This window comes from Streptomyces sp. CB02400 (genome assembly GCF_001905725.1).
GTDB lineage: Bacteria > Actinomycetota > Actinomycetes > Streptomycetales > Streptomycetaceae > Streptomyces > Streptomyces atrovirens.
Window position 1 is genome coordinate 254,709 of record NZ_LIWB01000009.1, and the last position, 22,222, is coordinate 276,930.

The window sequence follows — 22,222 nt, forward strand, 5'->3', positions numbered from 1 at the left end:
GGCACGACTGCCCGCGGAGAGCGGGCGGATGCGGCGCGACTGCACGCGGAAGGCGCGGAGGGCGTGGGATGTGCGGCGCGAATGCCCGCGGAGGGCGGCGTCAGTGGGCCTCGGCCTGGCGGACCTGTTCCGGGGTCGGGGCCGTGCCGCCGAGGTGGGCCGGCATCCACCAGGTGTCGTCCGGACCCTTGGGGCGCACAGGGTAGGCCCGCTGCGCCGCCTCCAGCAGCTCCTGCACACGCTCACGCAGCTGCCGGGTGATCGCGCCCGCGTACTTGTCCCTGGACGCCTCGATCGCCTCGCCCACGCGGATGGTGATCGGGGTGTGGCTGCGCCCGAAGTTGCGCGGGTGCCCCTTCGTCCACAGCCGCTGCGTGCCCCACACCGCCATGGGGACCAGCGGCACGCCGGCCTCCTGGGCCAGGCGCGCGGCACCCGACTTGAAGCTCTTCAGCGTGAACGACTGCGAGATCGTCGCCTCCGGGAAGACGCCCACGATCTCCCCCGACCGCAGCGACCGCAGCGCGTGCTCGTACGCCGCCTCGCCCCGCTCGCGGTCCACCGGGATGTGCTTCATGCCGCGCATCAGCGGACCGGAGATCCGGTGCCGGAAGACCGACTCCTTCGCCATGAAACGGACGAGCCGCTTCTGGGGGAGTGCCGCCAGGCCGTTGAAGACGAAGTCCAGGTAGCTGATGTGATTGCTCACCAGCACGGCGCCGCCCGAGCGCGGTATGTTCTCCGACCCCTGGCAGTCGATCTTGAGGTCCCACGCCTTGAACAGAGTGCGGGCGAAACCGACGACGGGCCGGTAGACGAGGTCTGCCATGGGCGGGTTGGAACCCTTCCTTCTCTGCCTGGGAAGGAGGCTCCCAGTCGAAGTTACGCAGCCGTAGGTTTTACGGCTTGTCGCAGATGGTGCCCGAAGAACGGCCGGTGGACCAGCCCTGGTGCCCGTCGTCGGCGAGATTCTCGTCACGTCCACTCCTTGATCCACCTCGGACTTTGTGCGTGCGGCCGGGAATGCCCGCGCTCCCGGCGGCGCTGGACATCGTCGACGGGTGATCCGCGAGAGGAGTGCGCGAGTGCGGGACGGGGACGACGGAGGACGGCTCGGCGTGCCGGAGTCGTGGGCCGGGCCGGGAGCCGGACCGGGAGTCGCACTGGGGGAGCGCGCCACCCTGGTGCAGTTCTCCAGCGCCTTCTGCGCGCCCTGCCGGGCGACCCGGAGGGTGCTCGCCGAGGTGGCCGCGCTGGTGCCGGGCGTGGCCCACGTGGAGATCGACGCCGAGGCCCGTCTGGACCTCGTACGCCGTCTGGAGGTCGTGAAGACGCCGACGGTGCTGGTCCTCGACGCGGCCGGCCGGATCGTGCGGCGCGCGACCGGACAGCCGCGCAAGGCCGATGTGATCGCCGCGCTCGGGGAGGCCGTGTGAGGGCCGGCCGGGCCGTGGTGAGGCATCTCCCACATCACGGGACCGACTTGACTGTGCATGCCACCCGTCGTCAGCCTGACCCCATGCCTTCGGAACTCCTTCGCCCCCGGCGGGTACCCGGCCGCCCGGCGGCCGCCGCCCGCGCCGCGCGTGTGCGCCGACCGGGCCGGTGAGCAGCCGCGAACCCGTTCGTCACCTCCCGCAGAAGGACAGTTTCATGACGGCCACGTCCGACCTGGGCACCGCCCGGCCCGCCTCGCCCGAGCTGTTGCGCTCCGTCTTCCGCAGGCACGCGGCGGGCGTCGCCGTGATCACCGCGCGCGGTCACCGCGGTCCGGTCGGCTTCACCGCCACCTCCCTCGCCTCCGTCTCCGCCGAGCCCCCGATGCTCTCCTTCGGCATCGGCACCGGGAGCTCGAGCTGGCCGGCGATCGCGACGGGCGACCACGTCGGCGTGCACGTCCTCGGGGAGCACCAGCAGGAGCTGGCGGAGACCTTCGCGCGCAGCGGCGCCGACCGCTTCGGTCCGGCCACCGCCTGGCGGGAGGGGCCGAAGGGGGTTCCGGTGCTGGACGGAGTCCCGGCCTGGATGGTGTGCGAGGTGGTGACCCGGGTGCCCGCCGGCGACCACCGGATCGTGATCGCCGAGGTCCTGCTCGGCGACCCCACCGGTCACGGCCGTCCGCTCCTCTACCACCAGGGACGCTTCAACGGCCTGCGCGACTGAGACGGGGTTCCCCCTGGTCGCGGACCCGTCGAGTTCCGGTTACGCTGCGTTGCGAAGGTCACAGTTCAAAGCGCTTGCTTAGCGGGAAGGAACTGGGTGTACTGACGAGTAATATTTCGGTCGGAGCGCGGACCGCCCCGACCGGGACCGCCCGCTTCAGGCGCCTATGCTGCCTGCAGGCAGGCAGCCAGAAATGACGATGCAGTAGGAGAGCCGGCGTGAGCTTGAGGATCGTTGTCACCGTGAAGTACGTGCCCGACGCCACCGGCGACCGGCACTTCGCCGATGACCTGACCGTCGACCGTGACGACGTGGACGGTCTGCTCTCCGAACTGGACGAGTACGCGGTCGAGCAGGCGCTGCAGATCTCGGAGAACTCCGACGACGACGTGGAGATCACCGTTCTGACGGTGGGCCCCGAGGACGCCAAGGACGCCCTGCGCAAGGCGCTGTCCATGGGCGCGGACAAGGCGATCCACGTCGAGGACGACGACCTGCACGGCACCGACGCCATCGGCACCTCCCTGGTCCTGGCCAAGGCCGTCGAGAAGGCCGGCTACGACCTGGTCATCTCCGGCATGGCCTCCACCGACGGCACCATGGGCGTCGTACCGGCGCTGCTGGCGGAGCGTCTGGGCGTGCCGCAGGTGACCCTGCTGTCCGAGGTGTCCGTCGAGGACGGCACGGTCAAGGGCCGCCGCGACGGCGACACCGCCTCCGAGCAGCTCGAGGCCTCCCTCCCGGCCGTCGTGTCGGTCACCGACCAGTCGGGTGAGGCGCGTTACCCGTCCTTCAAGGGCATCATGGCGGCCAAGAAGAAGCCGGTGGAGTCCTGGGACCTGTCCGACCTCGACATCGACGAGGACGAGGTCGGCCTGGGGGGCGCCTACACGGTCGTCGAGTCGGCGGCCGAGCGTCCGGCCCGCACCGCCGGCACGATCGTCAAGGACGAGGGCGAGGGCGGCAAGCAGCTCGCCGAGTTCCTCGCGAGCCAGAAGTTCGTCTGAGCCACGGGCTCAACTCGCTTCCCGCCCCTCATACTTCGCAAGCAGGAGAGAAGAAGTCCCATGGCTGAAGTTCTCGTCTACGTCGACCACGTGGACGGTGCCGTCCGCAAGCCCACCCTGGAGCTGCTGACCCTGGCCCGCCGCATCGGCGAGCCCGTCGCCGTCGCGCTGGGCAACGGCGCCGGCGACACCGCCGCCGCGCTCGCCGAGCACGGCGCGGTGAAGGTCCTCACCGACGAGGCCGCCGAGTACGCCGACTACCTGGTGGTCCCGAAGGTCGACGCGCTGCAGGCCGCCGTAGAGGCCGTTTCCCCGGCCGCCGTCCTGGTCCCCTCCTCCGCCGAGGGCAAGGAGATCGCCGCCCGCCTGGCGCTGCGTCTCGGATCGGGCGTCATCACCGACGCCGTCGACCTGGAGGCCGGCGACGAGGGCCCGGTGGCCACCCAGTCGGTGTTCGCCGCCTCCTACACCACCAAGTCCCGTGTCTCCAAGGGCACCCCGGTCATCACGGTCAAGCCGAACTCGGCCGCCGTGGAGGCCGCCCCGGCCGCCGGCGCGGTCGAGGCCCTGTCGGTGACCTTCTCCGCGCAGGCGACCGGCACCAAGGTCACCGGCCGTACGCCGCGCGAGTCGACGGGCCGTCCGGAGCTGACCGAGGCCGCGATCGTGGTCTCCGGTGGCCGTGGTGTCAACGGCGCGGAGAACTTCGCGATCATCGAGGCGCTCGCCGACTCGCTCGGCGCGGCCGTCGGTGCCTCGCGCGCCGCCGTCGACGCCGGCTGGTACCCGCACACCAACCAGGTCGGCCAGACCGGCAAGTCGGTCTCGCCGCAGCTCTACATCGCCTCCGGCATCTCCGGTGCGATCCAGCACCGCGCCGGCATGCAGACCTCGAAGACCATCGTGGCCATCAACAAGGACGCCGAGGCCCCGATCTTCGACCTGGTCGACTACGGCGTCGTCGGCGACCTGTTCGACGTCGTGCCCCAGCTCACCGAGGAGATCAAGACCCGCAAGGGCTGATCACCCCGAGCCGTACGAGGCCCCCGCGACCACTCCGGTCGCGGGGGCCTCGGCGCGTCACAGGGTGTCGTGGAAGACCGCCGAGGATGGACGTGAGCATGGAGAGACGGGGGTGGACCGGGTCGCAAGATGGTGTTGACCGGGGGAAGCAGGCCCGATAACTTCATTCAACGGATTGTTGATTCCGTATCGCGGAAATTCGGGAGGGTGTGGGATGGGTCAGGGGCAGCAGGAGCGGGTGGCGACGAGTCTCGCGGGCGCCGTCACCGAGGAGATCGGCGCCTCCCTCGCGCCGGTCGACGCCGAACTGGAGCGCCGCTACCCCGGAGACCCCGGCACCCGTCAGCCCGTCCACACCGTCTACGTCCCCGGCGACGCCTTCGCCGCCGACACCCTCCGCACCTGGGGTGACCGGGCCCTCGCCGCGCTCGACGAACACGCCCCGGACGCCGCCTCCTTCGCCGCCGTCCTCGGACTGGACGGCGCACTGGCCGAGGACGTGTACGGCCGTGTCCGCGCCAAACTGGAACGCGAACCGGTCGAGGACCTGCGCGTCGACTTCGAGGACGGCTACGGCAGGCGCCCCGACGCCGAGGAGGACGAGACCGCGGCCCGCGCGGCCCGGCTGATCGCCGAGGCGTACGGCGACGGCACCGCGGCCCCGTACATGGGCATCCGCGTGAAGTGCATGGAGGCCGCCGTCCGCGACCGGGGCATCCGCACCCTCGACATCTTCCTCACCGGCCTCATGGAGACCGGCGGCCTGCCGGACGGACTGGTCCTGACCCTGCCCAAGGTCACATATCCCGAGCAGGTCACCGCCATGGCCCGCCTCCTCGACGCCTTCGAGGAGGCGCGCGGCCTCGCGCCCGGCCGGATCGGCTTCGAGATCCAGATCGAGACCAGCCAGTCCATCCTCGCCACCGACGGCACCGCCACCGTCGCCCGCATGATCCAGGCCGCCCGGGGCCGCGCCACCGGGCTGCACTACGGCACCTTCGACTACAGCGCCTGCCTCGGCGTCTCCGCCGCGCACCAGGCGAGCGACCACCCGGCCGCCGACCATGCCAAGGCCGTCATGCAGGTCGCCGCCGCGGGCACCGGCGTACGCCTCTCGGACGGCTCCACCAACGTGCTGCCCGTCGGCCCCACGGAGCAGGTCCACGACGCCTGGCGGCTGCACTACGGCCTCACCCGCCGCGCCCTCGCCCGCGCCTACTACCAGGGCTGGGACATGCACCCCGGCCACCTCCCCACCCGCTACGCGGCCGTCTTCGCCTTCTACCGCGAGGGCTTCGCGCAGGCCGCCGCCCGTCTCGCCCGGTACGTCGACCGGGCCGGCGGCGACGTCATGGACGAGCCCGCCACCGCCAAGGCCCTCGCCGGATACCTGCTGCGCGGCTTGGACTGCGGCGCCCTGGACGCCGCCGAGGTGGCGCGCCCGACCTCGCTGTCCCGCGCCGACCTGGAGGGTTTCGCGCGGTAGTCCGGGGCGCACCCGCTTGCCTCGCCTATCGAATTTCGATAGTTTTCCATCGTGATTCGGTTCAAGGAGGGGTGATGGGACGGCTGACCGTGCTCGCGCTGCGCACCGTGATGGTGGTGCTGCTGGCGGGTTCCCTGGGGATTCAGGCGGTGATGGTGCCGCTGATGGCGAGCGACCTCGAAGGGCTGGACGCGGAGTACTCGTACCTGCGCGTCCCCTTCCTCCTCGTCGTGGTCCTCGGTGTCGTGACGGCCCAGGTCGTCCTGGTCTGTGTCTGGCGGCTGGTGACGATGGTGCGGCGCGGGACCGTCTTCTCCCACGCCGCCTTCCGCTACGTGCACACCGTCATCGGCGCGTTCGTCGCCGCGGCGCTGCTGGTGTTCGCGCTCGGGGCGCTCCTCGCGCCCGGCGAGGCCGTGGCCCCGGGCATCGTGGCACTGCTGGGCGGGGCCGGTCTGGCGATCCTGGGCATCGCCCTGGTCGTACTCGTCCTGCGGATGCTGCTGGCGCAGGCCGTCGCGCGCGACGTCGAGGCGTCGCGGATGCAGGCCGAACTGGCCGAGGTGATCTGATGCCGATCGCCGTCGACATCGACGTGATGCTGGCCAAGCGGAAGATGTCCGTGGGCGAACTCGCCGAACGCGTCGGCATCACACCGGCCAATCTGGCGGTGCTCAAGAACGGCCGCGCCAAGGCGGTGCGCTTCACCACCCTCGCCGCGCTCTGCGACGTGCTCGAGTGCCAGCCGGGCGACCTGCTGCGCTGGGAGCCCGACGACACCCGGCCCTGACCTGCCACCCGTCACCCGTGCCCCTGCCTCGGCAGCGGCACCGGCGACGCGCCCGTACCAGGACGTCCGTACTGCTCGGACCCCACATACCGCTCCAGGCCGCAGACCGTCACCAGCTTCTCCTCGGCGAACAGCCGGGTGCCCCGCGCGCACAGCCGGAGGTCGGCGCGGGCCCGCGCGCAGAACTCCTCGGGGGAGAAGCCGAACAGCTCCCGCAGTCCGGGCACGTTCACGAGCAGATCGGTGAGCAGCGCCCGCTGGCCCGGATGGGTGCGCGGGACGCCGGTGCCGTCGTGCAGCACGCCGTGGCGGTTCACGTACGCGTACGCGCCGGGGAGCGTGGAGCCGTCGGCGAGTTCGACGCGCACGTCGGGGGAGGGCAGCCAGGCGCGGTGGAAGTTGCCGTCCGGCCGCGGTGCGCCCTCGCTCGCGTCGATCACCGCGAGCTGCCGGGCGTCGAGCCAGATGACGAACAGCTCCCGCACCGTCCCCGGGGCGCGGACCGGCGAGTTGGACACATAGCCCATACGGCTGACGTGCGCCGAGACCCCGACGTCGACGCCCGTCACCCGCGTCCGCACCATCGGCACCGGTGTGATGATCCCGGACTCGGCCATCTTGTGCCGCAGCTGACCGGGACAGGCGTTGGAACCGACCGCGAGCACGGGCACGCGGTCCTCGTACACCAGGCGGTCCAGCGGCAGCAGCCGGTCCCCGTTCAGCAGCCCCGAATCCCGTGGCCACGCGCCCGGATACAGCAGCGGGTGTTCACGCGGTGCCTTCTCCAGGCCCAGCGCCCGCAGGGTGCGGTCCTCCTCCGACGGCACCGCCCGCTCAGTCCGCCGGAGGCAGCTCGCCGGAGCCGCGGGTGATCAGCCGGGTGGGGAGCTCGATGCGCTCCGGGGCGAGCAGGGTGCCGTCCAACTGGCGGAACAGCCGCTCGGCCGCGGTCCGGCCGAGGGCCGCCGCGTCCTGGGCGACGACCGTGACGCCGGGCTGGAGCAGATCGGCGAGCTCGATGTCGTCGAAGCCGACCAGGGCGACCCGGCGGGTGTGCCCGGCCAGCACCCGGATCACGGTGACCGTCACCCGGTTGTTGCCCGTGAAGATCGCGGTGACCGGGTCCGGTCCTGAGAGCATCTCCTCGGCCGCCCGGCGCACCCGCTCCGGGTCGGTGACGCCCAGCGACATCCAGGAGTCCGCCACCGTTATCCCCGCGTCCTCCATGGCGGTCCGGTAGCCGCGCAACCGCTCGGCCGCGGTGTGGATGCGGGGCATGTCGCCGATGAAGCCGATCCTGCGGTGACCGTGCGCGATCAGGTGGCTCACGCCGTCGTGGGCACCGCCGTAGTTGTCCGACACGACGACGTCCGCGTCGATGTGCCCGGCCGGACGGTCCACGAAGACGGTGGCGACGCCCGCCTTGATCTCCGGCTCCAGATAGCGGTGGTCGTCGCCGGCCGGGATCACCACCAGACCGTCCACCCGCCGGGCGCACAGGGCCAGCACCAGTTCCTGCTCGCGGTCGGCGTCCTCCGCGCTGGAGCCGTTGATCAGCAGGGCGCCGTGCGCGCGGGCCACCTCCTCGACCGCCCGGCTCAGCGGTCCGTAGAACGGGTCCGCGAGGTCCTCCAGGACCAGACCGATGCTGGCGGTGCGGCCCTTGCGCAGCACGCGGGCACTGTCGTTGCGGCGGAAGCCGAGCGCCTCGATCGCCTCCTGGACGCGGCGCTCCGTCTCCGGCGTGACACCGGGCTCGCCGTTGACCACGCGGGAGACCGTCTTGAGCCCGACCCCGGCACGCGCGGCCACGTCCTTCATCGTCGGACGGTTGCCGTAACGGGTCCCTGGGATGCGGTCGGTGCGGCGGGTCGTCTCCGGCACGGTGCGGTGTCCTGTCCTGTCGGCCACGGGGATGCGTAGGTCCATGGGCTTGTATGAGGATGTGGCGTCGAGCATAGAGCCTGGACAACGTTGTCAGGCTCGGGGGACACTGTCCAACGCGCACTCCGGCCCGCACTTCGCCGCACGATCGGGCCGTTGCTCGTGCTCCATGTGTTGCCTCGTGGTCGCACATGGTCGTTCTCGGCGATTTTCTGATGTTTCAACGGGGAGATCCGACACTGATGCACACCGACCTCGTGGCCGCGCTCGACATCGGCGGTACCAAGATCGCCGGCGCGCTGGTGGACGGCCAGGGCCGGATCCTGGTCCGCGCCCAGCGGCCGACGCCCGCGCAGGAGAACGGTGAGACCGTGATGCGGGCGGTCGAGACGGCGCTCGGTGAGCTCACCGCGTCCCCGCTGTGGCACCGTGCCGGCGCGGTGGGCATCGGCAGCGCCGGCCCCGTGGACGCCTCCGCCGGCACGGTGAGCCCGGTCAACGTGCCCGGCTGGCGCGACTACCCGCTCGTCGCCCGGGTCCGGGACGCGGCCGGGGGCCTGCCCGTGGAGCTGATCGGCGACGGGGTGGCGATCACGGCCGCCGAGCACTGGCAGGGCGCCGCCCGCGGCCACGACAACGCGCTGTGCATGGTCGTCTCGACCGGGGTCGGCGGCGGCCTGGTGCTCGGCGGCCGGCTGCACCCCGGACCCACCGGCAACGCCGGCCACATCGGTCACATCAGCGTGGACCTCGACGGCGACCTGTGCCCGTGCGGTTCGCGCGGCTGTGTGGAGCGCATCGCGAGCGGCCCCAACATCGCCCGCCGCGCCCTGGACAACGGCTGGCGTCCCGGCCCGGACGGCGACACCTCCGCCGCCGCGGTGGCCGCCGCCGCCCGGGCCGGGGATCCGGTGGCCGTGGCGTCCTTCGAGCGGGCGGCCAGGGCGCTGGCCGCCGGGATCGCGGCCACCGCGACACTCGTCGAGATCGACATCGCCGTGATCGGCGGGGGCGTGGGCAAGGCGGGCGAGGTCCTCTTCGCCCCTCTCCGCAAGGCCCTCACCGAGTACGCCACCCTGTCCTTCGTCCAGCGCCTCGCCGTGACCCCGGCCCTGATGGGCACGGACGCGGGCCTGGTGGGCGCGGCGGCGGCAGCACTGGCGGGCAGGACGGACACGGCGGTGGCGGGGGTCTGAGGGCCGCGGGACGGCGGGCGGTCGGGCCCGGGAACCCGCGCGTGACCTCGGGGCCGCTCCGCCGGTTGAACCGGTATGAAGAAGCGCAGCATGCTGGCCATCGCCTCCCTCGCCACCGGTTTCGTCGTCGCGGCCGTCACCCCGTCGCACGCGGTCGCCGACGGTGTCGCCCCGCTCGGCGTCGACGACACCCTCAGCACCCTCGACCGGACCGTCGCCGAGGGCAACACCCTGGACCTGGACACCGACCGGGGTGACAAGGCCTGACGAGCCCCACGGCGCGGCCGTACGGCGCCGGCGCCCCTGTCTTCCAGGGGGCGCCGGCGCCGTTCTCGTGCGTTCTCTCCCGGATCTGGTTTCCGTGGCAGGGTGGAGCGGGCAAGCCACAGGGGGCCAACAGAAGAGGGGGAAACGTGATCGTCTGGGTCAACGGCACGTTCGGTGCGGGAAAGACCACCACCGCGCGCGAACTGATCGAGCTGATCCCGAACAGCACGCTCTTCGACCCCGAGGTCATCGGCGGAGCACTGGAGCGGCTGCTCCCGCCCAAACGCCTCGCCGAGGTCGGCGACTTCCAGGACCTCCCGATCTGGCGACGACTCGTGATCGACACGGCGGCCGCGATGCTCGCCGAGCTCGGCGGGACCCTCGTGGTCCCCATGACCCTGCTGCGCCAGGAGTACCGCGACGAGATCTTCGGCGGGCTCGCCGCCCGGCGCATACCGGTGAGGCATGTCCTCCTCGCCCCGGCGGAAACGATCCTGCGCGAGCGCATAGCCGCCCGTGAGGTCCCGGCGGACCTCCCCGACGGCGAGATACGCGTCCGGCAATGGTCGTACGACCACATCGAACCGTACAAGGCGGCCCTCGCCGCCTGGCTCACCGCCGACGCCTACCCGGTCGACAGCGGGACCCTCAGCCCCTACGAGACCGCCCTGCGGATAGCCGAGGCGGTCGGCAGCGGGGAGGCGCCGGCCTGCGACATCGTGCAGACGCCCGAGCCCACCGCCGAGACGGTCGCCGCCGGTGTGCTGCTCTTCGACGAGCAGGACCGGGTGCTGCTCGTCGACCCGACCTACAAGCCGGGCTGGGAGTTCCCGGGCGGGGTCGTGGAACGCGGCGAGGCCCCCGCGCGCGCGGGCATGCGCGAGGTCGCCGAGGAGACCGGGATCCGCCTCGACGACGTACCGGCGCTCCTCGTCGTCGACTGGGAGCCGCCCGCGCCGCCCGGATTCGGCGGCCTGCGGCTGCTCTTCGACGGCGGCCGTCTCGACTCCGCGACTGCCGGACGCCTCCTGCTGCCCGGCCCGGAACTGCGCGGCTGGCGCTTCGCCTCCGAGGCCGAGGCCGCCGATCTGCTGCCCCCGGTCCGCTACGAACGGCTGCGGCGGGCCCTGCGGGCACGGGAACGCGGGAAGGCGATGTACCTGGAGGCCGGAGTGCCGGTCGGCTGAGCCCGGACCGGCGGACGCCCCTCACCGGCCCGCCGCCGGCCGGGGCCGAACACACCCGGCAGTACGGTGCCGTCGACGGGCGGGGTGCCCGAGGCGGACGGCGCGGCCTCTTCCCTTCGGGAGAGTCCGAACGCTCAGCCGTGTCAGGGAGTTGTCCGTCTTGGGCAGGGCAGGGCAGGGTCCCGCCCGTGGTCCGTCGCTCTGCCCGCGGGCAGAGCGACGGACCACGGCGATCAGCTCGCGCCGGACGCGTAGTTGCGCAGGAACAGCGCCTCCGTGACCGACAGCCGCTCGAGCTCGTCGGGAGACACGCTCTCGTTCACCGCGTGGATCTGCGCCTCCGGCTCGCTCAGGCCGATGAGCAGGATCTCCGCCTTCGGGTAGAGGGCGGCGAGGGTGTTGCACAGCGGGATCGAGCCGCCCTGGCCGGCGTACTGCATCTCCTGCCCCGGGTACGCCACCGCCATCGCGTCGGCCATGGCCTGGTAGGCCGGGCTGGTGGTGTCCGCGCGGAACGCCTGCCCCTGGCCGATCTGTTCGGTGCTCACCCGCGCACCCCACGGCGTGTGAGCCTCCACGTGCGCCCGGAGGAGCTTCGTCGCCTCGGCCGCGTCGACGCCCGGCGGCACCCGCAGGCTGATCAGCGCGCGGGCGCTCGCCTGCACCGACGGCGTGGCGCCGACCACCGGCGGGCAGTCGATGCCGAGCACGGTCACCGCCGGGCGCGCCCAGATGCGGTCGGCGACCGTGCCGGAACCGATCAGTTCCACACCGTCCAGCACCTTGGCGTCCATGCGGAACTGCTCGTCGTCGTACTGCAGTCCGTCCCACGCCTCGTCGCCGGCCAGCCCGTCGACGGTCGTGCTGCCGTCCTCGGCGCGCAGCGAGTCCAGTACGCGGACGAGCGCGGCCAGCGCGTCGGGCGCGGCCCCGCCGAACTGGCCGGAGTGCAGGTTGCCCGCCAGGGTGTCGACCTGCACCCGGACGAGCGTCATGCCGCGCAGGGTGGAGGTGACCGTCGGCAGACCGGCGCGGAAGTTGCCCGCGTCGCCGATCACGATCGTGTCGGCCGTCAGCAGGTCGGGGTGGTCCTCGGCGTACCGCTCCAGGCCGCCGGTGCCCTGCTCCTCCGAACCCTCGGCGATCACCTTGACGTGCACCGGTATGCCGCCGTTCGCCTTCAGCGCCCGCAGCGCCAGCAGGTGCATGATCACGCCGCCCTTGCAGTCGGCGGCCCCGCGCCCGTACCAGCGGCCGTCGCGCTCGGTCAGCTCGAAGGGCGGGGTGGCCCAGCCGGCCTCGTCCAGCGGCGGCTGCACGTCGTAGTGCGCGTACAGCAGCACGGTCTTGGCGCCCTCCGGGCCCGGCAGGCAGCCGTACACCGACTGCGTGCCGTCCGGGGTGTCGAGCAGCGCCACGTCCTGGAAGCCCTCGGCGGTGAGCGCGTCGGCGATCCACCGCGCGGCGCCCTCGCTCTCCTCGCGCGGGAACTGGCCGAAGTCCGCCACCGACTTGAAGGCCACCAGCTCGGTGAGCTCCTCCTTCGCCCTGGGCATCAGCGAGGCGACGGTCGCGGCGACCGGATTCGACGACATGGGCACGCTCCTTGTGGGTGCGACGTTGGAACTTCTGCGTACTTCTTTGTACGAGATGATCGTGCGGTGTGCGTGAGGACCCGTGTACGGGGCACTTACGCCGCCGATCCTCCCACAGTGGTCCGAGGTGATCGCCGCCGTAGGATGCGGGAGGACATCAGCGGCAGGCGGCTGGATCGGGAGCAGTAGACCATCGTGAGCAGCGAGAACTCTTCGGCGGACGACGTACAGCAGGTGTGGGACGTCGTCGTGGTGGGCGCGGGACCCGCGGGGGCCTCGGCCGCCTACGCGGCGGCGGTCGCGGGGCGGCGCGTGCTGTTGCTGGAGAAGGCGGAGCTGCCGCGCTACAAAACGTGCGGCGGCGGCATCATCGGCCCCTCCCGTGACTCGCTCCCTCCCGGCTTCGAGCTTCCGTTCAAGGACCGGGTGCACGCGGTGACGTTCTCCCACAACGGCCGCTTCACCCGTACCCGCCGCTCCCGGCAGATGCTGTTCGGGCTGATCAACCGGCCCGAGTTCGACCAGCAGCTCGTGGAGCACGCGCAGAAGGCGGGCGCCGAGCTGCGCACCGGCGTCGCCGTGCAGCGGGTGGAGCAGCACGGCTCTGCCGTACCGGACCGGCGCACGGTCGCCGTCGTCCTGCAGGGCGGCGAGACGGTGCTGGCGCGGGCCGTGGTCGGCGCGGACGGCAGCGCGGGCCGCATAGGGGCCCACGTCGGCGTCAAGCTGGACCAGGTCGACCTGGGCCTGGAGGCGGAGATCCCGGTGCCGGAGACGGTCGCCGAGGACTGGAAGGGGCGGGTGCTCATCGACTGGGGCCCGATGCCCGGCAGTTACGGCTGGGTCTTCCCCAAGGGCGACACGCTCACCGTCGGTGTGATCTCTCGGCGGGGTGAAGGCGCCGCGACCAAGCGCTACTTGGAGGACTTCATCGGGCGGCTCGGCCTCGCCGGCTTCGAACCGAGCATCTCCTCCGGCCACTTGACCCGCTGTCGCGCCGACGACTCGCCGCTGTCGCGCGGCCGGGTGCTGGTGTGCGGGGACGCGGCGGGGCTGCTGGAGCCGTGGACCCGCGAGGGCATCTCCTTCGCGCTGCGCTCGGGCCGGCTGGCGGGGGAGTGGGCGGTGCGGATCGCCGAGGCGCACGACGCCGTGGACACGCGCCGGCAGGCGCTGAACTACGCCTTCGCCGTCAAGGCGGGGCTCGGCGTGGAGATGAGCGTCGGCAAGCGGATGCTGGCCGCGTTCGAACGGCGTCCGGGGGTGTTCCACGCGGTCCTCACCGGTTTCCGCCCGGCGTGGAAGGCGTTCAAGGACATCACGCAGGGCTCGACGACGCTCGGCGAGCTGGTCCGCACCCACCCGCTGGCGCACCGCGCGCTGATGGCGCTGGACCGGCGTCCCGCGGGCGACGAGGTCAGCTCCTGACCGTGATCCGGAAGACCGGGTGGTCGTGGGCGGCCGCGACGATCTCCTCGTCGGAGGACCGGGCGGTGACCCCCTGGAAGTACTGGTTCACCTCCCAGCCCCACTTCTCCAGGTAGGTCCGCAGGATCGGGAGCTTCTCCTCGTCGGGAAGCTCCACGGCGGTGAAGGCGCGGACCTTGCGTCCCACGCGCAGTTCCCCGCCGCCGGCGGCGCGCATGTTGCGCACCCACTGGGAGTGACCGCGTGCCGAGACCAGGTACTGCCCGCCGTCGTGGGTGTGCGGGTTGACCGGGATGCGCTGCATCCGTCCGCTCTTGCGGCCGCGGACGGACATCTCCGCGGTTCCGGCGAGGCTGACGCCGTGTCGGGCCAGCCAGCCGATGACGCTGTTGAGCCGGATGGCCATGGGGCTGCCCTTGAGGTAGTACGGCGTGGACGACGACATCGGTGACCCCCAGGTCGGAGTGGTGGCGAGAGCGCTGCTCTCTTTTGTGAGCGCTGCTCTCGCGGTGTGCCTTCAGTCTGCATGATGTCGGTGCGGCAAAGCAAGAGCACTGCTCTCGTTTTTGTGCGCCGCTCTTTTTTACGTGCGTCGCTCTCATTTGCGTACATCGCTCTCGCTTGCGCACGCCGATCTCGTCTGGGTGCACCGATCTCGTTTGTGTGCACTGCTCTGGATTCGTGGAACACTGGTCCGCATGAGCAGCACCGCACATGGCGCCCGCGCCCGGGCCAGGATCGAAATCACCGCGGCCATCAAGGAAGAGGCCCGCAGACAGCTCGCGAAGGAGGGTGCCGTCAAGCTCTCGCTGCGGGCCGTCGCCCGCGAGCTCGGCATGGCCTCCTCCGCGCTCTACCGCTACTTCCCCAGCCGCGACGACCTGCTGACCGCGCTCATCATCGACGCCTACGACTCCCTCGGCGCGGCGGCCGAAGCGGCCCGGGACGCGGCCGCCGACGTCGGACCGGTGCGGCGCTGGACCGCCGTGTGCGAGGGCGTGCGCGGCTGGGCGCTCGGGCACCCGCACGAGTACGCGCTGATCTACGGCACACCGGTGCCCGGCTACACCGCGCCCGAGACGACCGTTCCGGCCGCCGCCCGCTCCGCCCTCGTCGCCATCGGCATCCTCCGCGACGCGCACCAGGGCCTCGGCCTCGCCAAGCCCCCGCTGCCGGCCGAGCTGAGGCCCGAGGCCGTGCGCATGGCCGCCGACCTCGCCCCCGACCTGCCGCCCGAGGTGGTGGCGACGATGGTGGCCGCCTGGGCCCAGCTGTTCGGGCTGATCGGGTTCGAGCTGTTCGGGCAGTTCAACCGGGTGGTGGAGGACCGCGACACGTTCTTCCGCCACGCGGTGGGACAGCTCGCGCACACCGTGGGTCTGGTGTACCCGCAGCAGGGTCCCGTGGCCACGCCGGGCGGGCCCGCCGCCGAGTCGTCGTAGGAGGCAGGGCGGACGGGCGTACTCCGCCGGGAGTACGTGTGACCACCACGCCGGGCTGACGTCGCACCGGGCGCCCGGCGTCTAGCGTGACGGACATGGACGAGCAGCGCGGACCCGGCGGCGGGCCGCCGGGGTGGTGGCGCCCGGGGCGGCCGCTCCGGCACGGCCCGCCCGGCGGGATCCGCCGGGCCCACGAGGACGACGGGGCCTCCGGAGCCCATGGAGCCGCAGCCGCCGACGGCGGCGAGAACCGGCGCCCCCGGTGGCCCTGGCGTTCCACCGTGCTGCTCACGGTGTTCGTGCTGGTCGGCTCCGGCTTCGCCGAGCACGCCCAGGAGGGCGAGCGGGTCGCCCTGGACCCCCTCGGGCGGGTCCTGCTGTTCCTGGCGGGCGCGGTCCTGCTGTGGCGCAGGCGTCACCCGGTACCCGTCGTGTTCGGCACCGTGGCCGCCGTTCTGCTCTATGCCGGGGCCGGATATCCGTACGGACCGGTGTTCCTCACCGTCGCCGTCGCCTGCTTCAGCGCCATCGTCTCGGGGCACCGGCATGCCGCGTGGGCGGCGATGGGGACGTTCTGGGCGGGACATGTGCTGATCGCCCATGTGCTGTACGGATGGCTGCCGCCCTCCGGTGACCGGGCGCCCTCCTGGAACCAGGAGATCGTGATCGCCACCTGGGTGGTGGCGCTCGCGGCGGTGTCGGAACTGGTCCGGACCCGCCGCGAGCAGTGGGCGCGGGAGCGGGCCGAGCGGGCCCGGGCGGCACGGCGGCGCGCGGACGAGGAGCGGCTGCGGATCGCCCGCGAACTGCACGACGTCCTCGCGCACAGCATCTCCGTCATCAATGTGCAGGCGGGCGTCGGACTCGCCCTGCTGGACAGCGACCCGGAGCAGGCGCGCAGCGCGCTCACCACCATCAAGGCCAAGAGCAAGGAGGCGCTCGGGGAGGTGCGTCAGGTGCTCGACACGCTGCGCGCGCCGGGCGCCGCGCCGCGCGCCCCGGCGCCCGGCCTGGACCGGTTGCCCGAGCTGGTGGAACAGGCCGCGAGCGCGGGCCTCACCGTGACGGTCGAGGGGGAGCCGCCGCACCTGCCGCCCGGCGCGGACCTGGCCGCCTTCCGCATCGTCCAGGAGGCCCTCACCAACGTCGTACGGCACTCGGGCTCGCGCGAGGCGCGGGTGCGGATCGAACGGGGCGGGGGGCGGCTGCGGCTGCGCGTCGACGACGACGGGCCCGCCACCGGCGCCGACGCGGGCGGCAGCGGGAACGGGCTCGCCGGGATGCGGGAGCGGGCCGCCGCGCTGGATGGCACCATCGAGGCGGGCCCGCGCCCGGACGGCGGCTTCCGGGTGCTCGCCGTACTGCCGATCGAGGCCGAGGAGGACCGGTGATCCGTGTACTGCTCGCCGACGACCAGTCACTGGTCCGGGCGGGATTCCGCGCGCTGCTGGACGCGCAGCCGGACATCGAGGTGGCCGGGGAGGCGTCCGACGGCGAGGAGGCGGTGCGGCTGATCCGCGAACTGCGGCCCGACGTCGTGCTCATGGACATCCGGATGCCCGCGCTCGACGGTCTCGCCGCGACCCGCCGGGTCACCGGGGACGCGGGGCTGGGGGACGTGAAGGTGGTCATGCTCACCACCTTCGAGCTGGACGAGTACGTCTTCGAGGCGATCCGCTCGGGAGCCTCGGGCTTCCTGGTCAAGGACACCGAGCCGGAGGAACTGCTGCGCGCGGTGCGGGCGGTGGTCGACGGTGACGCGCTGCTGTCGCCCGGGGTGACGCGCCGGCTGATCGCGGAGTTCGCGGCCCGTTCCAAGGAACCGGCCGCCGCCGACGCCCTGTCCGGGCTCACCGAGCGGGAGCGGGAGGTCATGGCGCTGGTCGGCATCGGCCTGTCCAACGAGGAGATCGCCCGCCGTCTGGTCGTCAGCCCGCTCACCGCCAAGACCCACGTCAGCCGCACCATGGTGAAACTGGGCGCCCGTGACCGGGCCCAACTGGTCGTGCTGGCCTATGAGTCGGGGTTGGTACGGCCCGGCTGGCTGGGCTGATCCGCCCGCCGGAACCGGACCAGCACGGCCACCGTGCGGACGGCGAACAGCACCGTCGCGAGCAGTGCTCCGGTGCGGCGCAGCACCGTCTCGAAGGGGCCCGGCAGCTCGAAGAGCAGCGCCGGTCCCGCCACGGCCCCGAGGACGACCGCCGCCGCGAACGCCGCGCTGCACAGCGCGTACCCGATCTCCACGGTGATCGCGTCCCGCTCGGCCGGACTCCGCCGCCCCCCGTACCCCGTCACGCCCGCCCCCTGCATCCGGTCACCCAAGGAGTCAAACAGACGTGCGCCACGGCGGGCAAGGAACCCGGCCACGCCCACGGACCGGCCGCCCTCGAGCCACAGAGCCCCGGCAAGCTGCTCCGCAGCCGGGGCCCGGTGTCCGTCGGGGACGGAGGCGGCGAGTGGAGAAGGTGTGCTCGGGAGACTCGTACGCGCATGCCTGCTACGGTGCGCCCATGGCGGCGAAGCAGGCCGAACAGGCGCTCGTGGAACGGTGGCGGGACGTGCTCGCGCTGCATGCGCGCACCCAGTGCGAGATCGACCGCGCCCTGCACGGACACGGCCTGTGCGCCAGTGACTTCGAGGTCCTCGACATCCTCGCGCAGGGCCCCGGGCCGGGCGGCTGCTCCTACCGCGTCCAGGAGATCTCCGAGCACGTCCATCTGAGCCAGAGCGCCCTCTCCCGGCTGGTCGCCCGGCTGGAGAAGGAGGGCCTCGCCGAGCGCGGGACGTGCCCGGAGGACCGGCGGGGAGTGCGGGTGTCGCTCACGGCGAAGGGGCGCGCGCTGCACGGCGAGGTACTGCCCGTGCAGCGCGCGGTGCTGGCCCGGATGCTCTCGGACGGCTGAGCGGCGGGGTCCTCAGACCACGGCGGACGTCTCCCGCCAGAGCGCGGCGAGCTCCGGATCACCCGACACCGCCGGTACCGGCACCCGGTTCCACAGCGCGAGGTACAACTGCTCGGCGGGTCCGGCGAGTTCGCACTCCGCGTCCCCGTCCGCGCCCCGGGCGGTCACCGGCGGCTCCTGGGACAGCCGTACGGTCCACACCGCGTCCGCGTCGGTCGCGCGCACCCGCAGGACGCGGGGCGCCTGGGTGCGCACCCGGCTCCTGGGCCGCGCGTGGAACCCGCGCAGCAGCTCGTCGACGCCGTCCACGGCGAAATCCGTGGCGACCGGCGACGGGGTGCCGCCGCGCGCCGACTCGGCGTCGAACCGGTGGACGGTCGTCTCGTGCGCCTGCCGGCGGGCCCAGAACGCGAGGGCGGAGGGCGGTCCGGGCAGGAAGGTGAAGCACTCCACGTCGGGCGCCGCGCCCGTCAGGGTGTCCACCAGGCGGCGGTGGCCGTCGCGGTACCAGGCCACGAGCGCGGGGCCGTCCAGTACGGGGTGCTCACCCATCGGGCGCGGCGCGGTGTGCCCGTCCGCGACGAAGGCCGCGGCCCACCGGTGCACCGCACCGGTGTGCCGCACCAGGTCCCGCGTACGCCACCCCGGGCAGGTCGGCACGGCGGCGTCCGTGCCCGCCCGCTCCGCGGCGTCGGCCAGCAACTGGCCCTCTTTCTCCAGTGTTTCCAGGAACCAGGCAGTGTCCATGGGCAGGAGTCTGCCGTACGGACGCCTGCCCGGGCCCTACGGGAGCGGGGTCCCGCCGGTCGCGTTCACGATCTCCGCGGTGATGTACGACGCCTCCTGCGAGGCGAGGAAGACGTACGCCGGGGCCATCTCGGCCGGCTGGGCCGGACGTCCGATGGGCGCCTGCTTGCCGAACTCCGCGGTGTCCGGCAGGGTCGCCGGGATCAGCGGCGTCCACACCGGCCCCGGCGCCACGGCGTTGACCCGGACCCCCCGTTCGATCAGCATCTGCGCCAGCCCCTGGGTGAACGTGACGATGGCGCCCTTCGTGGTCGCGTAGTCCAGCAGGTGCGGGCTCGGCTTGTAGGCCTGCACGGAGGCCGAGTTGATGATGCTGCCGCCCTCCCGCATGTGCGGCACGGCCAGCTTGCACAGCCAGAACATGCCGTACAGGTTGGTCCGCATCACGCGGTCGAACTGCTCGGTGGAGATCGCCTCGATGCCGTCGGGCTGAGACATCTGGTACGCCGCGTTGTTCACCAGGACGTCGATCCGGCCGAACTCCGAGACCGCGCGGTCGATCAGCGCCCGGCAGTTCTCCTCCTCCCGCACGTCGCACGCGACGGGCACGGCCCGTCGGCCGGCCTCCTCCACCCACCGCACGGTCTCGGCGGCGTCGTCCTTCTCGCTGTCCAGGTACGTGAAGACCACGTCGGCGCCCTCGCGGGCGAACGCCAGGGCGACCGCCCGGCCGATCCCCGAGTCCCCGCCCGTGATCACGGCCTTGCGGTCCGCCAGCCGGCCGCTGCCCCGGTAGGAGTCCTCCCCGTGGTCCGGCGGCGGATCCATGGGGCCGGTCCAGCCGGGATGCGGCTGGTCCTGGGACGGGAAGTCGGGGGTCGGGTGCTGCTCGACGGGATTCTGCTGCTCGGTCACGGTCTCTCCCATGTCCGTGGAGGGGCGGTCGTGCGGTCGGCGCCCGCCGACGGAGGACCGGCGGACGCCACCACCCGGGTACCCCGGCACCGCGACTCCGATCCGGCCCGCCCCACCGCCACCCGCCCCCGGTCGGCCGGGGGACCGTCGCCACCCGGCCGGCCGGGGGACCGTACGGGATCAGTCCGCGCGTACGTGGCGGGTGGCGAAGCCGATGACGGTGGCCACCGCCGCCAGGACCGCCACGCTGGTCAGCGCGGCCGGGAGGCTGAACCAGTCCGCCATGAAGCCGATCGCGGGCGGACCGAGCAGCATGCCGCCGTAGCCCAGGGTGGAGGCGGTGGCGACCCCGCCGGCGCCCGCGAGCGCGCCCGCCCGCTCGACGGCCACGGGGAACAGGTTCGCGAGTCCGAGGCCGGTGACCGCGTAACCGAGCAGGGCCGCCCACAGGGACGGCGCGAGCGCGCCGAGCAGCATGCCGGCCGCCGCGGTGGTACCGCCGGCGAGGACGGTACGGGTCCGGCCCAGCCGTTCCAGCAGCGTCGTCCCGGAGAGCCGCCCGACCGTCATGGCCAGCGCGAAACAGGAGTACCCGATGGCCGCGGCACCCGGCGAGGCGCCGAGGTCCTCCTCCAGGTGGAGCGCGCCCCAGTCGGCCAGCGCCCCTTCGCCGTACGCGGTGCACAGCGCGATGAGCCCGAAGACGATCACCAGCGCGCGGGTACGGCGGTCCGGCCGGCGCGGGGCGCCCTGCTCGGTCCGTCCCGCGTCCGCCGGGGTCAGCGGCTCGCACCGCATCAGCGCCCGCCCCGCGACCGCCGTCACGAGCAGCCCCACGGCGGCGAGCCCCCACAGATGCCGGGTGGGCGACAGCGAACCGGCGACCAGGGCGCCCATCCCCGCGCCGATCATGCCGCCCAGACTGAACGCGGCGTGGAAGCTCGGCATGATGGGCCGCCCCAGCGCGGCCACCAGATCGACGGCGGCACTGTTGAAGGCGACGTTGATCCCGCCGTACGCCGCGCCGAACAGCAGCAGTACGGTGCCGAGCGCGAGGGCGGAATGGGTCAGCGGGGGCAGCCCGACGCTCAGGCAGAGCAGGACCGCGCAGACGACGGTGACGAGATGGCTGCCGTACCGGCGGCACAGGCGGCCGGTGAGCGTCATGGTGATCACGGCCCCGGCGGAGACGCCGAGCAGGGCCAGGCCGAGGGCGCTCGCGGAGGCGCCGGTCTGTTCCTTGATGGCGGGGATGCGCACCACCCAGCCGGCGAAGACGAAGCCGTCGAGGGCGAAGAAGGCGGTCAGGGCGAGACGGAGTCGGACGAGGTCGGTACCCGGCACCACACTGTGCGAACGGGTTTTGTTTATCAGCGGCACAAAGTCAGGCTAGGCGGTGTCGCGACCTGCGGCAAGAGAGGCCGGAAAGGGGCGGACACGGCCGGTGTGCCGCCGGAGGAGTGGGGGCGTTAACCCGTGTGATCGTCCCGGATGGTGGGACCGGGCGCCATGAACAAGCGTGGATCATGCCGGAGACCGGGACATCCGTGCTGACGAGGAGTCAGCTGCCCAGTCTCCCGTGGAAGGACTCCCAGATGCGCTCTGCCCGCATGGTGCTCGCCACCGCGACGGCCACGGCGGCCCTCGCCATCGCCGCGCCCGCAGCCTACGCCGACCACTCGGGCGACGGGGGCTACGACAAGTCTTCTCACAGCAAGGAGTACGACAAGGAGAGCAAGGAGTACGACAAGGAGAGCAAGGACAGCAAGGAGCACGACAAGGACGGCAAGCACGACAAGCCGCACGGCGGCGTGCACACGGGCGGTGGGGCCCTGACCGTCGTGGGCGAGGAGGACTGGGGCACCGCCAAGGACCCGAAGTACGACCCCGAGACGTACAAGGAGAAGGACGACTCGGGCAGCGAGGAGTCCTACGGCGGCAAGCAGGACAAGGAGTGGAACAAGGAGGAGAAGCCGCGCGGCGGGATGCACACCGGTGGCGGCGGGCTCGCCGAGCCCGGTGTCACCACGGGCGGTCTGGCCGCACTGGCGGTCCTCGGCGCCGGCGCATACGCGCTGCGCCGCAAGAAGGTCGCCGGGAGCGTGGCCTGAGCCATGCCCGGCTCCATAGACGGGGCCGTCGTACGTGCCCCGCGCGTCATGACGGCCCCGCTCGCTCGTCCGTGT

At 72.7% G+C, this 22,222-nt stretch carries 25 protein-coding genes; 16 read left to right on the top strand and 9 right to left on the bottom strand.

Annotated features, from left to right (window positions below; all coding sequences use genetic code 11):
- Positions 1–100: 100 nt before the first annotated feature.
- Positions 101–829 (bottom strand): lysophospholipid acyltransferase family protein, encoded by a 729-nt coding sequence (locus AMK33_RS22880; RefSeq protein WP_073934778.1) that lies wholly within the window; start codon positions 827–829, stop codon positions 101–103.
- A 256-nt stretch (positions 830–1,085) separates the two neighbouring features.
- Between AMK33_RS22880 and AMK33_RS22885 the strand changes: the two genes are divergently transcribed.
- From AMK33_RS22885 to AMK33_RS22915, 7 genes are all read left to right on the top strand, one after another.
- Positions 1,086–1,436, top strand: a complete 351-nt coding sequence (locus tag AMK33_RS22885) for a TlpA family protein disulfide reductase (RefSeq protein ID WP_443030925.1) — start codon at positions 1,086–1,088, stop codon at positions 1,434–1,436.
- A 217-nt stretch (positions 1,437–1,653) separates the two neighbouring features.
- Positions 1,654–2,163 carry a flavin reductase family protein gene (locus AMK33_RS22890; protein WP_073934780.1) on the top strand — a complete coding sequence of 170 codons (510 nt, stop codon included), beginning with the start codon at positions 1,654–1,656 and terminating at the stop codon, positions 2,161–2,163.
- A 218-nt stretch (positions 2,164–2,381) separates the two neighbouring features.
- Entirely contained in the window at positions 2,382–3,170 is a 789-nt protein-coding gene (locus tag AMK33_RS22895; RefSeq protein WP_073934781.1) for an electron transfer flavoprotein subunit beta/FixA family protein, read from the top strand.
- 60 nt (positions 3,171–3,230) lie between these two features.
- Positions 3,231–4,193: an electron transfer flavoprotein subunit alpha/FixB family protein gene (locus AMK33_RS22900; protein ID WP_073934782.1), complete on the top strand. Its 963-nt coding sequence runs from the start codon at positions 3,231–3,233 to the stop codon at positions 4,191–4,193.
- Positions 4,194–4,407: 214 nt separating this feature from the next.
- The gene (locus AMK33_RS22905) at positions 4,408–5,679 is read left to right on the top strand and encodes a DUF6986 family protein (protein WP_073934783.1); all 1,272 of its coding nucleotides are present in this window, start codon (positions 4,408–4,410) and stop codon (positions 5,677–5,679) included.
- Between the two features lie 74 nt (positions 5,680–5,753).
- Positions 5,754–6,251, top strand: a complete 498-nt coding sequence (locus tag AMK33_RS22910) for a DUF2975 domain-containing protein (protein ID WP_073934784.1) — start codon at positions 5,754–5,756, stop codon at positions 6,249–6,251.
- Positions 6,251–6,469, top strand: a complete 219-nt coding sequence (locus tag AMK33_RS22915; protein ID WP_030865797.1) for a helix-turn-helix domain-containing protein — start codon at positions 6,251–6,253, stop codon at positions 6,467–6,469. Before AMK33_RS22910 ends, AMK33_RS22915 begins: the two co-directional genes overlap by 1 nt.
- An 11-nt stretch (positions 6,470–6,480) precedes the next feature.
- Here the strand turns inward: AMK33_RS22915 and AMK33_RS22920 are convergent, their stop codons facing one another.
- Both AMK33_RS22920 and AMK33_RS22925 read right to left on the bottom strand, forming a co-directional pair.
- Positions 6,481–7,296 carry a hypothetical protein gene (locus AMK33_RS22920; protein ID WP_073934785.1) on the bottom strand — a complete coding sequence of 272 codons (816 nt, stop codon included), beginning with the start codon at positions 7,294–7,296 and terminating at the stop codon, positions 6,481–6,483.
- A 7-nt stretch (positions 7,297–7,303) separates the two neighbouring features.
- Entirely contained in the window at positions 7,304–8,398 is a 1,095-nt protein-coding gene (locus AMK33_RS22925; RefSeq protein WP_201263064.1) for a LacI family DNA-binding transcriptional regulator, read from the bottom strand.
- A 197-nt stretch (positions 8,399–8,595) separates the two neighbouring features.
- Here AMK33_RS22925 and AMK33_RS22930 point away from each other — a divergent pair, with 197 nt between their 5' ends.
- The 3 genes from AMK33_RS22930 (at position 8,596) to AMK33_RS22940 (ending at position 11,003) form a co-directional block, all read left to right on the top strand.
- Positions 8,596–9,549, top strand: a complete 954-nt coding sequence (locus AMK33_RS22930) for an ROK family protein (RefSeq protein ID WP_073934787.1) — start codon at positions 8,596–8,598, stop codon at positions 9,547–9,549.
- 75 nt (positions 9,550–9,624) lie between these two features.
- Positions 9,625–9,816 (top strand): hypothetical protein, encoded by a 192-nt coding sequence (locus AMK33_RS22935; RefSeq protein ID WP_073934788.1) that lies wholly within the window; start codon positions 9,625–9,627, stop codon positions 9,814–9,816.
- Between the two features lie 146 nt (positions 9,817–9,962).
- Positions 9,963–11,003 carry an NUDIX hydrolase gene (locus AMK33_RS22940; protein WP_073934789.1) on the top strand — a complete coding sequence of 347 codons (1,041 nt, stop codon included), beginning with the start codon at positions 9,963–9,965 and terminating at the stop codon, positions 11,001–11,003.
- A 233-nt stretch (positions 11,004–11,236) separates the two neighbouring features.
- On the opposite strand, the gene AMK33_RS22945 is transcribed toward AMK33_RS22940, so the two are convergent.
- Positions 11,237–12,598, bottom strand: coding sequence for a dipeptidase (locus AMK33_RS22945; RefSeq protein ID WP_073934790.1), 1,362 nt, complete (start codon positions 12,596–12,598; stop codon positions 11,237–11,239).
- A gap of 195 nt (positions 12,599–12,793) precedes the next feature.
- On the opposite strand from AMK33_RS22945, the gene AMK33_RS22950 reads away from it, so the two are divergent.
- Entirely contained in the window at positions 12,794–14,026 is a 1,233-nt protein-coding gene (locus tag AMK33_RS22950) for a geranylgeranyl reductase family protein (protein WP_073934791.1), read from the top strand.
- Here the strand turns inward: AMK33_RS22950 and AMK33_RS22955 are convergent.
- On the bottom strand, positions 14,016–14,471 hold the full coding sequence (locus tag AMK33_RS22955) for a nitroreductase family deazaflavin-dependent oxidoreductase (protein ID WP_073934792.1): 456 nt from the start codon (positions 14,469–14,471) through the stop codon (positions 14,016–14,018). The two genes, AMK33_RS22950 and AMK33_RS22955, sit on opposite strands and share 11 nt — an antisense overlap.
- 253 nt (positions 14,472–14,724) lie before the next feature.
- Here AMK33_RS22955 and AMK33_RS22960 point away from each other — a divergent pair, with 253 nt between their 5' ends.
- The 3 genes from AMK33_RS22960 (at position 14,725) to AMK33_RS22970 (ending at position 17,521) form a co-directional block, all read left to right on the top strand.
- Complete coding sequence (locus tag AMK33_RS22960; protein ID WP_073934793.1) at positions 14,725–15,468, top strand: TetR/AcrR family transcriptional regulator; 744 nt, start codon at positions 14,725–14,727, stop codon at positions 15,466–15,468.
- A 95-nt stretch (positions 15,469–15,563) separates the two neighbouring features.
- Positions 15,564–16,859 (top strand): sensor histidine kinase, encoded by a 1,296-nt coding sequence (locus AMK33_RS22965; RefSeq protein ID WP_079194930.1) that lies wholly within the window; start codon positions 15,564–15,566, stop codon positions 16,857–16,859.
- Positions 16,856–17,521: a response regulator gene (locus tag AMK33_RS22970; protein WP_073934794.1), complete on the top strand. Its 666-nt coding sequence runs from the start codon at positions 16,856–16,858 to the stop codon at positions 17,519–17,521. Before AMK33_RS22965 ends, AMK33_RS22970 begins: the two co-directional genes overlap by 4 nt.
- Here the strand turns inward: AMK33_RS22970 and AMK33_RS22975 are convergent.
- On the bottom strand, positions 17,482–17,766 hold the full coding sequence (locus AMK33_RS22975; RefSeq protein WP_107425194.1) for a DUF6332 family protein: 285 nt from the start codon (positions 17,764–17,766) through the stop codon (positions 17,482–17,484). The two genes, AMK33_RS22970 and AMK33_RS22975, sit on opposite strands and share 40 nt — an antisense overlap.
- Positions 17,767–17,981: 215 nt before the next feature.
- On the opposite strand from AMK33_RS22975, the gene AMK33_RS22980 reads away from it, so the two are divergent.
- The gene (locus AMK33_RS22980) at positions 17,982–18,374 is read left to right on the top strand and encodes a MarR family winged helix-turn-helix transcriptional regulator (RefSeq protein WP_073934868.1); all 393 of its coding nucleotides are present in this window, start codon (positions 17,982–17,984) and stop codon (positions 18,372–18,374) included.
- 12 nt (positions 18,375–18,386) lie between these two features.
- On the opposite strand, the gene AMK33_RS22985 is transcribed toward AMK33_RS22980, so the two are convergent.
- The 3 genes from AMK33_RS22985 to AMK33_RS22995 all read right to left on the bottom strand — a co-directional run bounded on the left by AMK33_RS22985 (position 18,387) and on the right by AMK33_RS22995 (position 21,380).
- Positions 18,387–19,121 carry a maleylpyruvate isomerase family mycothiol-dependent enzyme gene (locus AMK33_RS22985; RefSeq protein WP_073934796.1) on the bottom strand — a complete coding sequence of 245 codons (735 nt, stop codon included), beginning with the start codon at positions 19,119–19,121 and terminating at the stop codon, positions 18,387–18,389.
- Positions 19,122–19,157: 36 nt separating this feature from the next.
- Positions 19,158–20,036, bottom strand: coding sequence for an SDR family oxidoreductase (locus tag AMK33_RS22990; RefSeq protein WP_235618169.1), 879 nt, complete (start codon positions 20,034–20,036; stop codon positions 19,158–19,160).
- A gap of 180 nt (positions 20,037–20,216) precedes the next feature.
- Positions 20,217–21,380, bottom strand: coding sequence for an MFS transporter (locus AMK33_RS22995; RefSeq protein WP_073934869.1), 1,164 nt, complete (start codon positions 21,378–21,380; stop codon positions 20,217–20,219).
- Between the two features lie 251 nt (positions 21,381–21,631).
- Here AMK33_RS22995 and AMK33_RS23000 point away from each other — a divergent pair, with 251 nt between their 5' ends.
- Positions 21,632–22,147 carry a hypothetical protein gene (locus AMK33_RS23000; RefSeq protein WP_073934798.1) on the top strand — a complete coding sequence of 172 codons (516 nt, stop codon included), beginning with the start codon at positions 21,632–21,634 and terminating at the stop codon, positions 22,145–22,147.
- Positions 22,148–22,222: the final 75 nt, after the last annotated feature.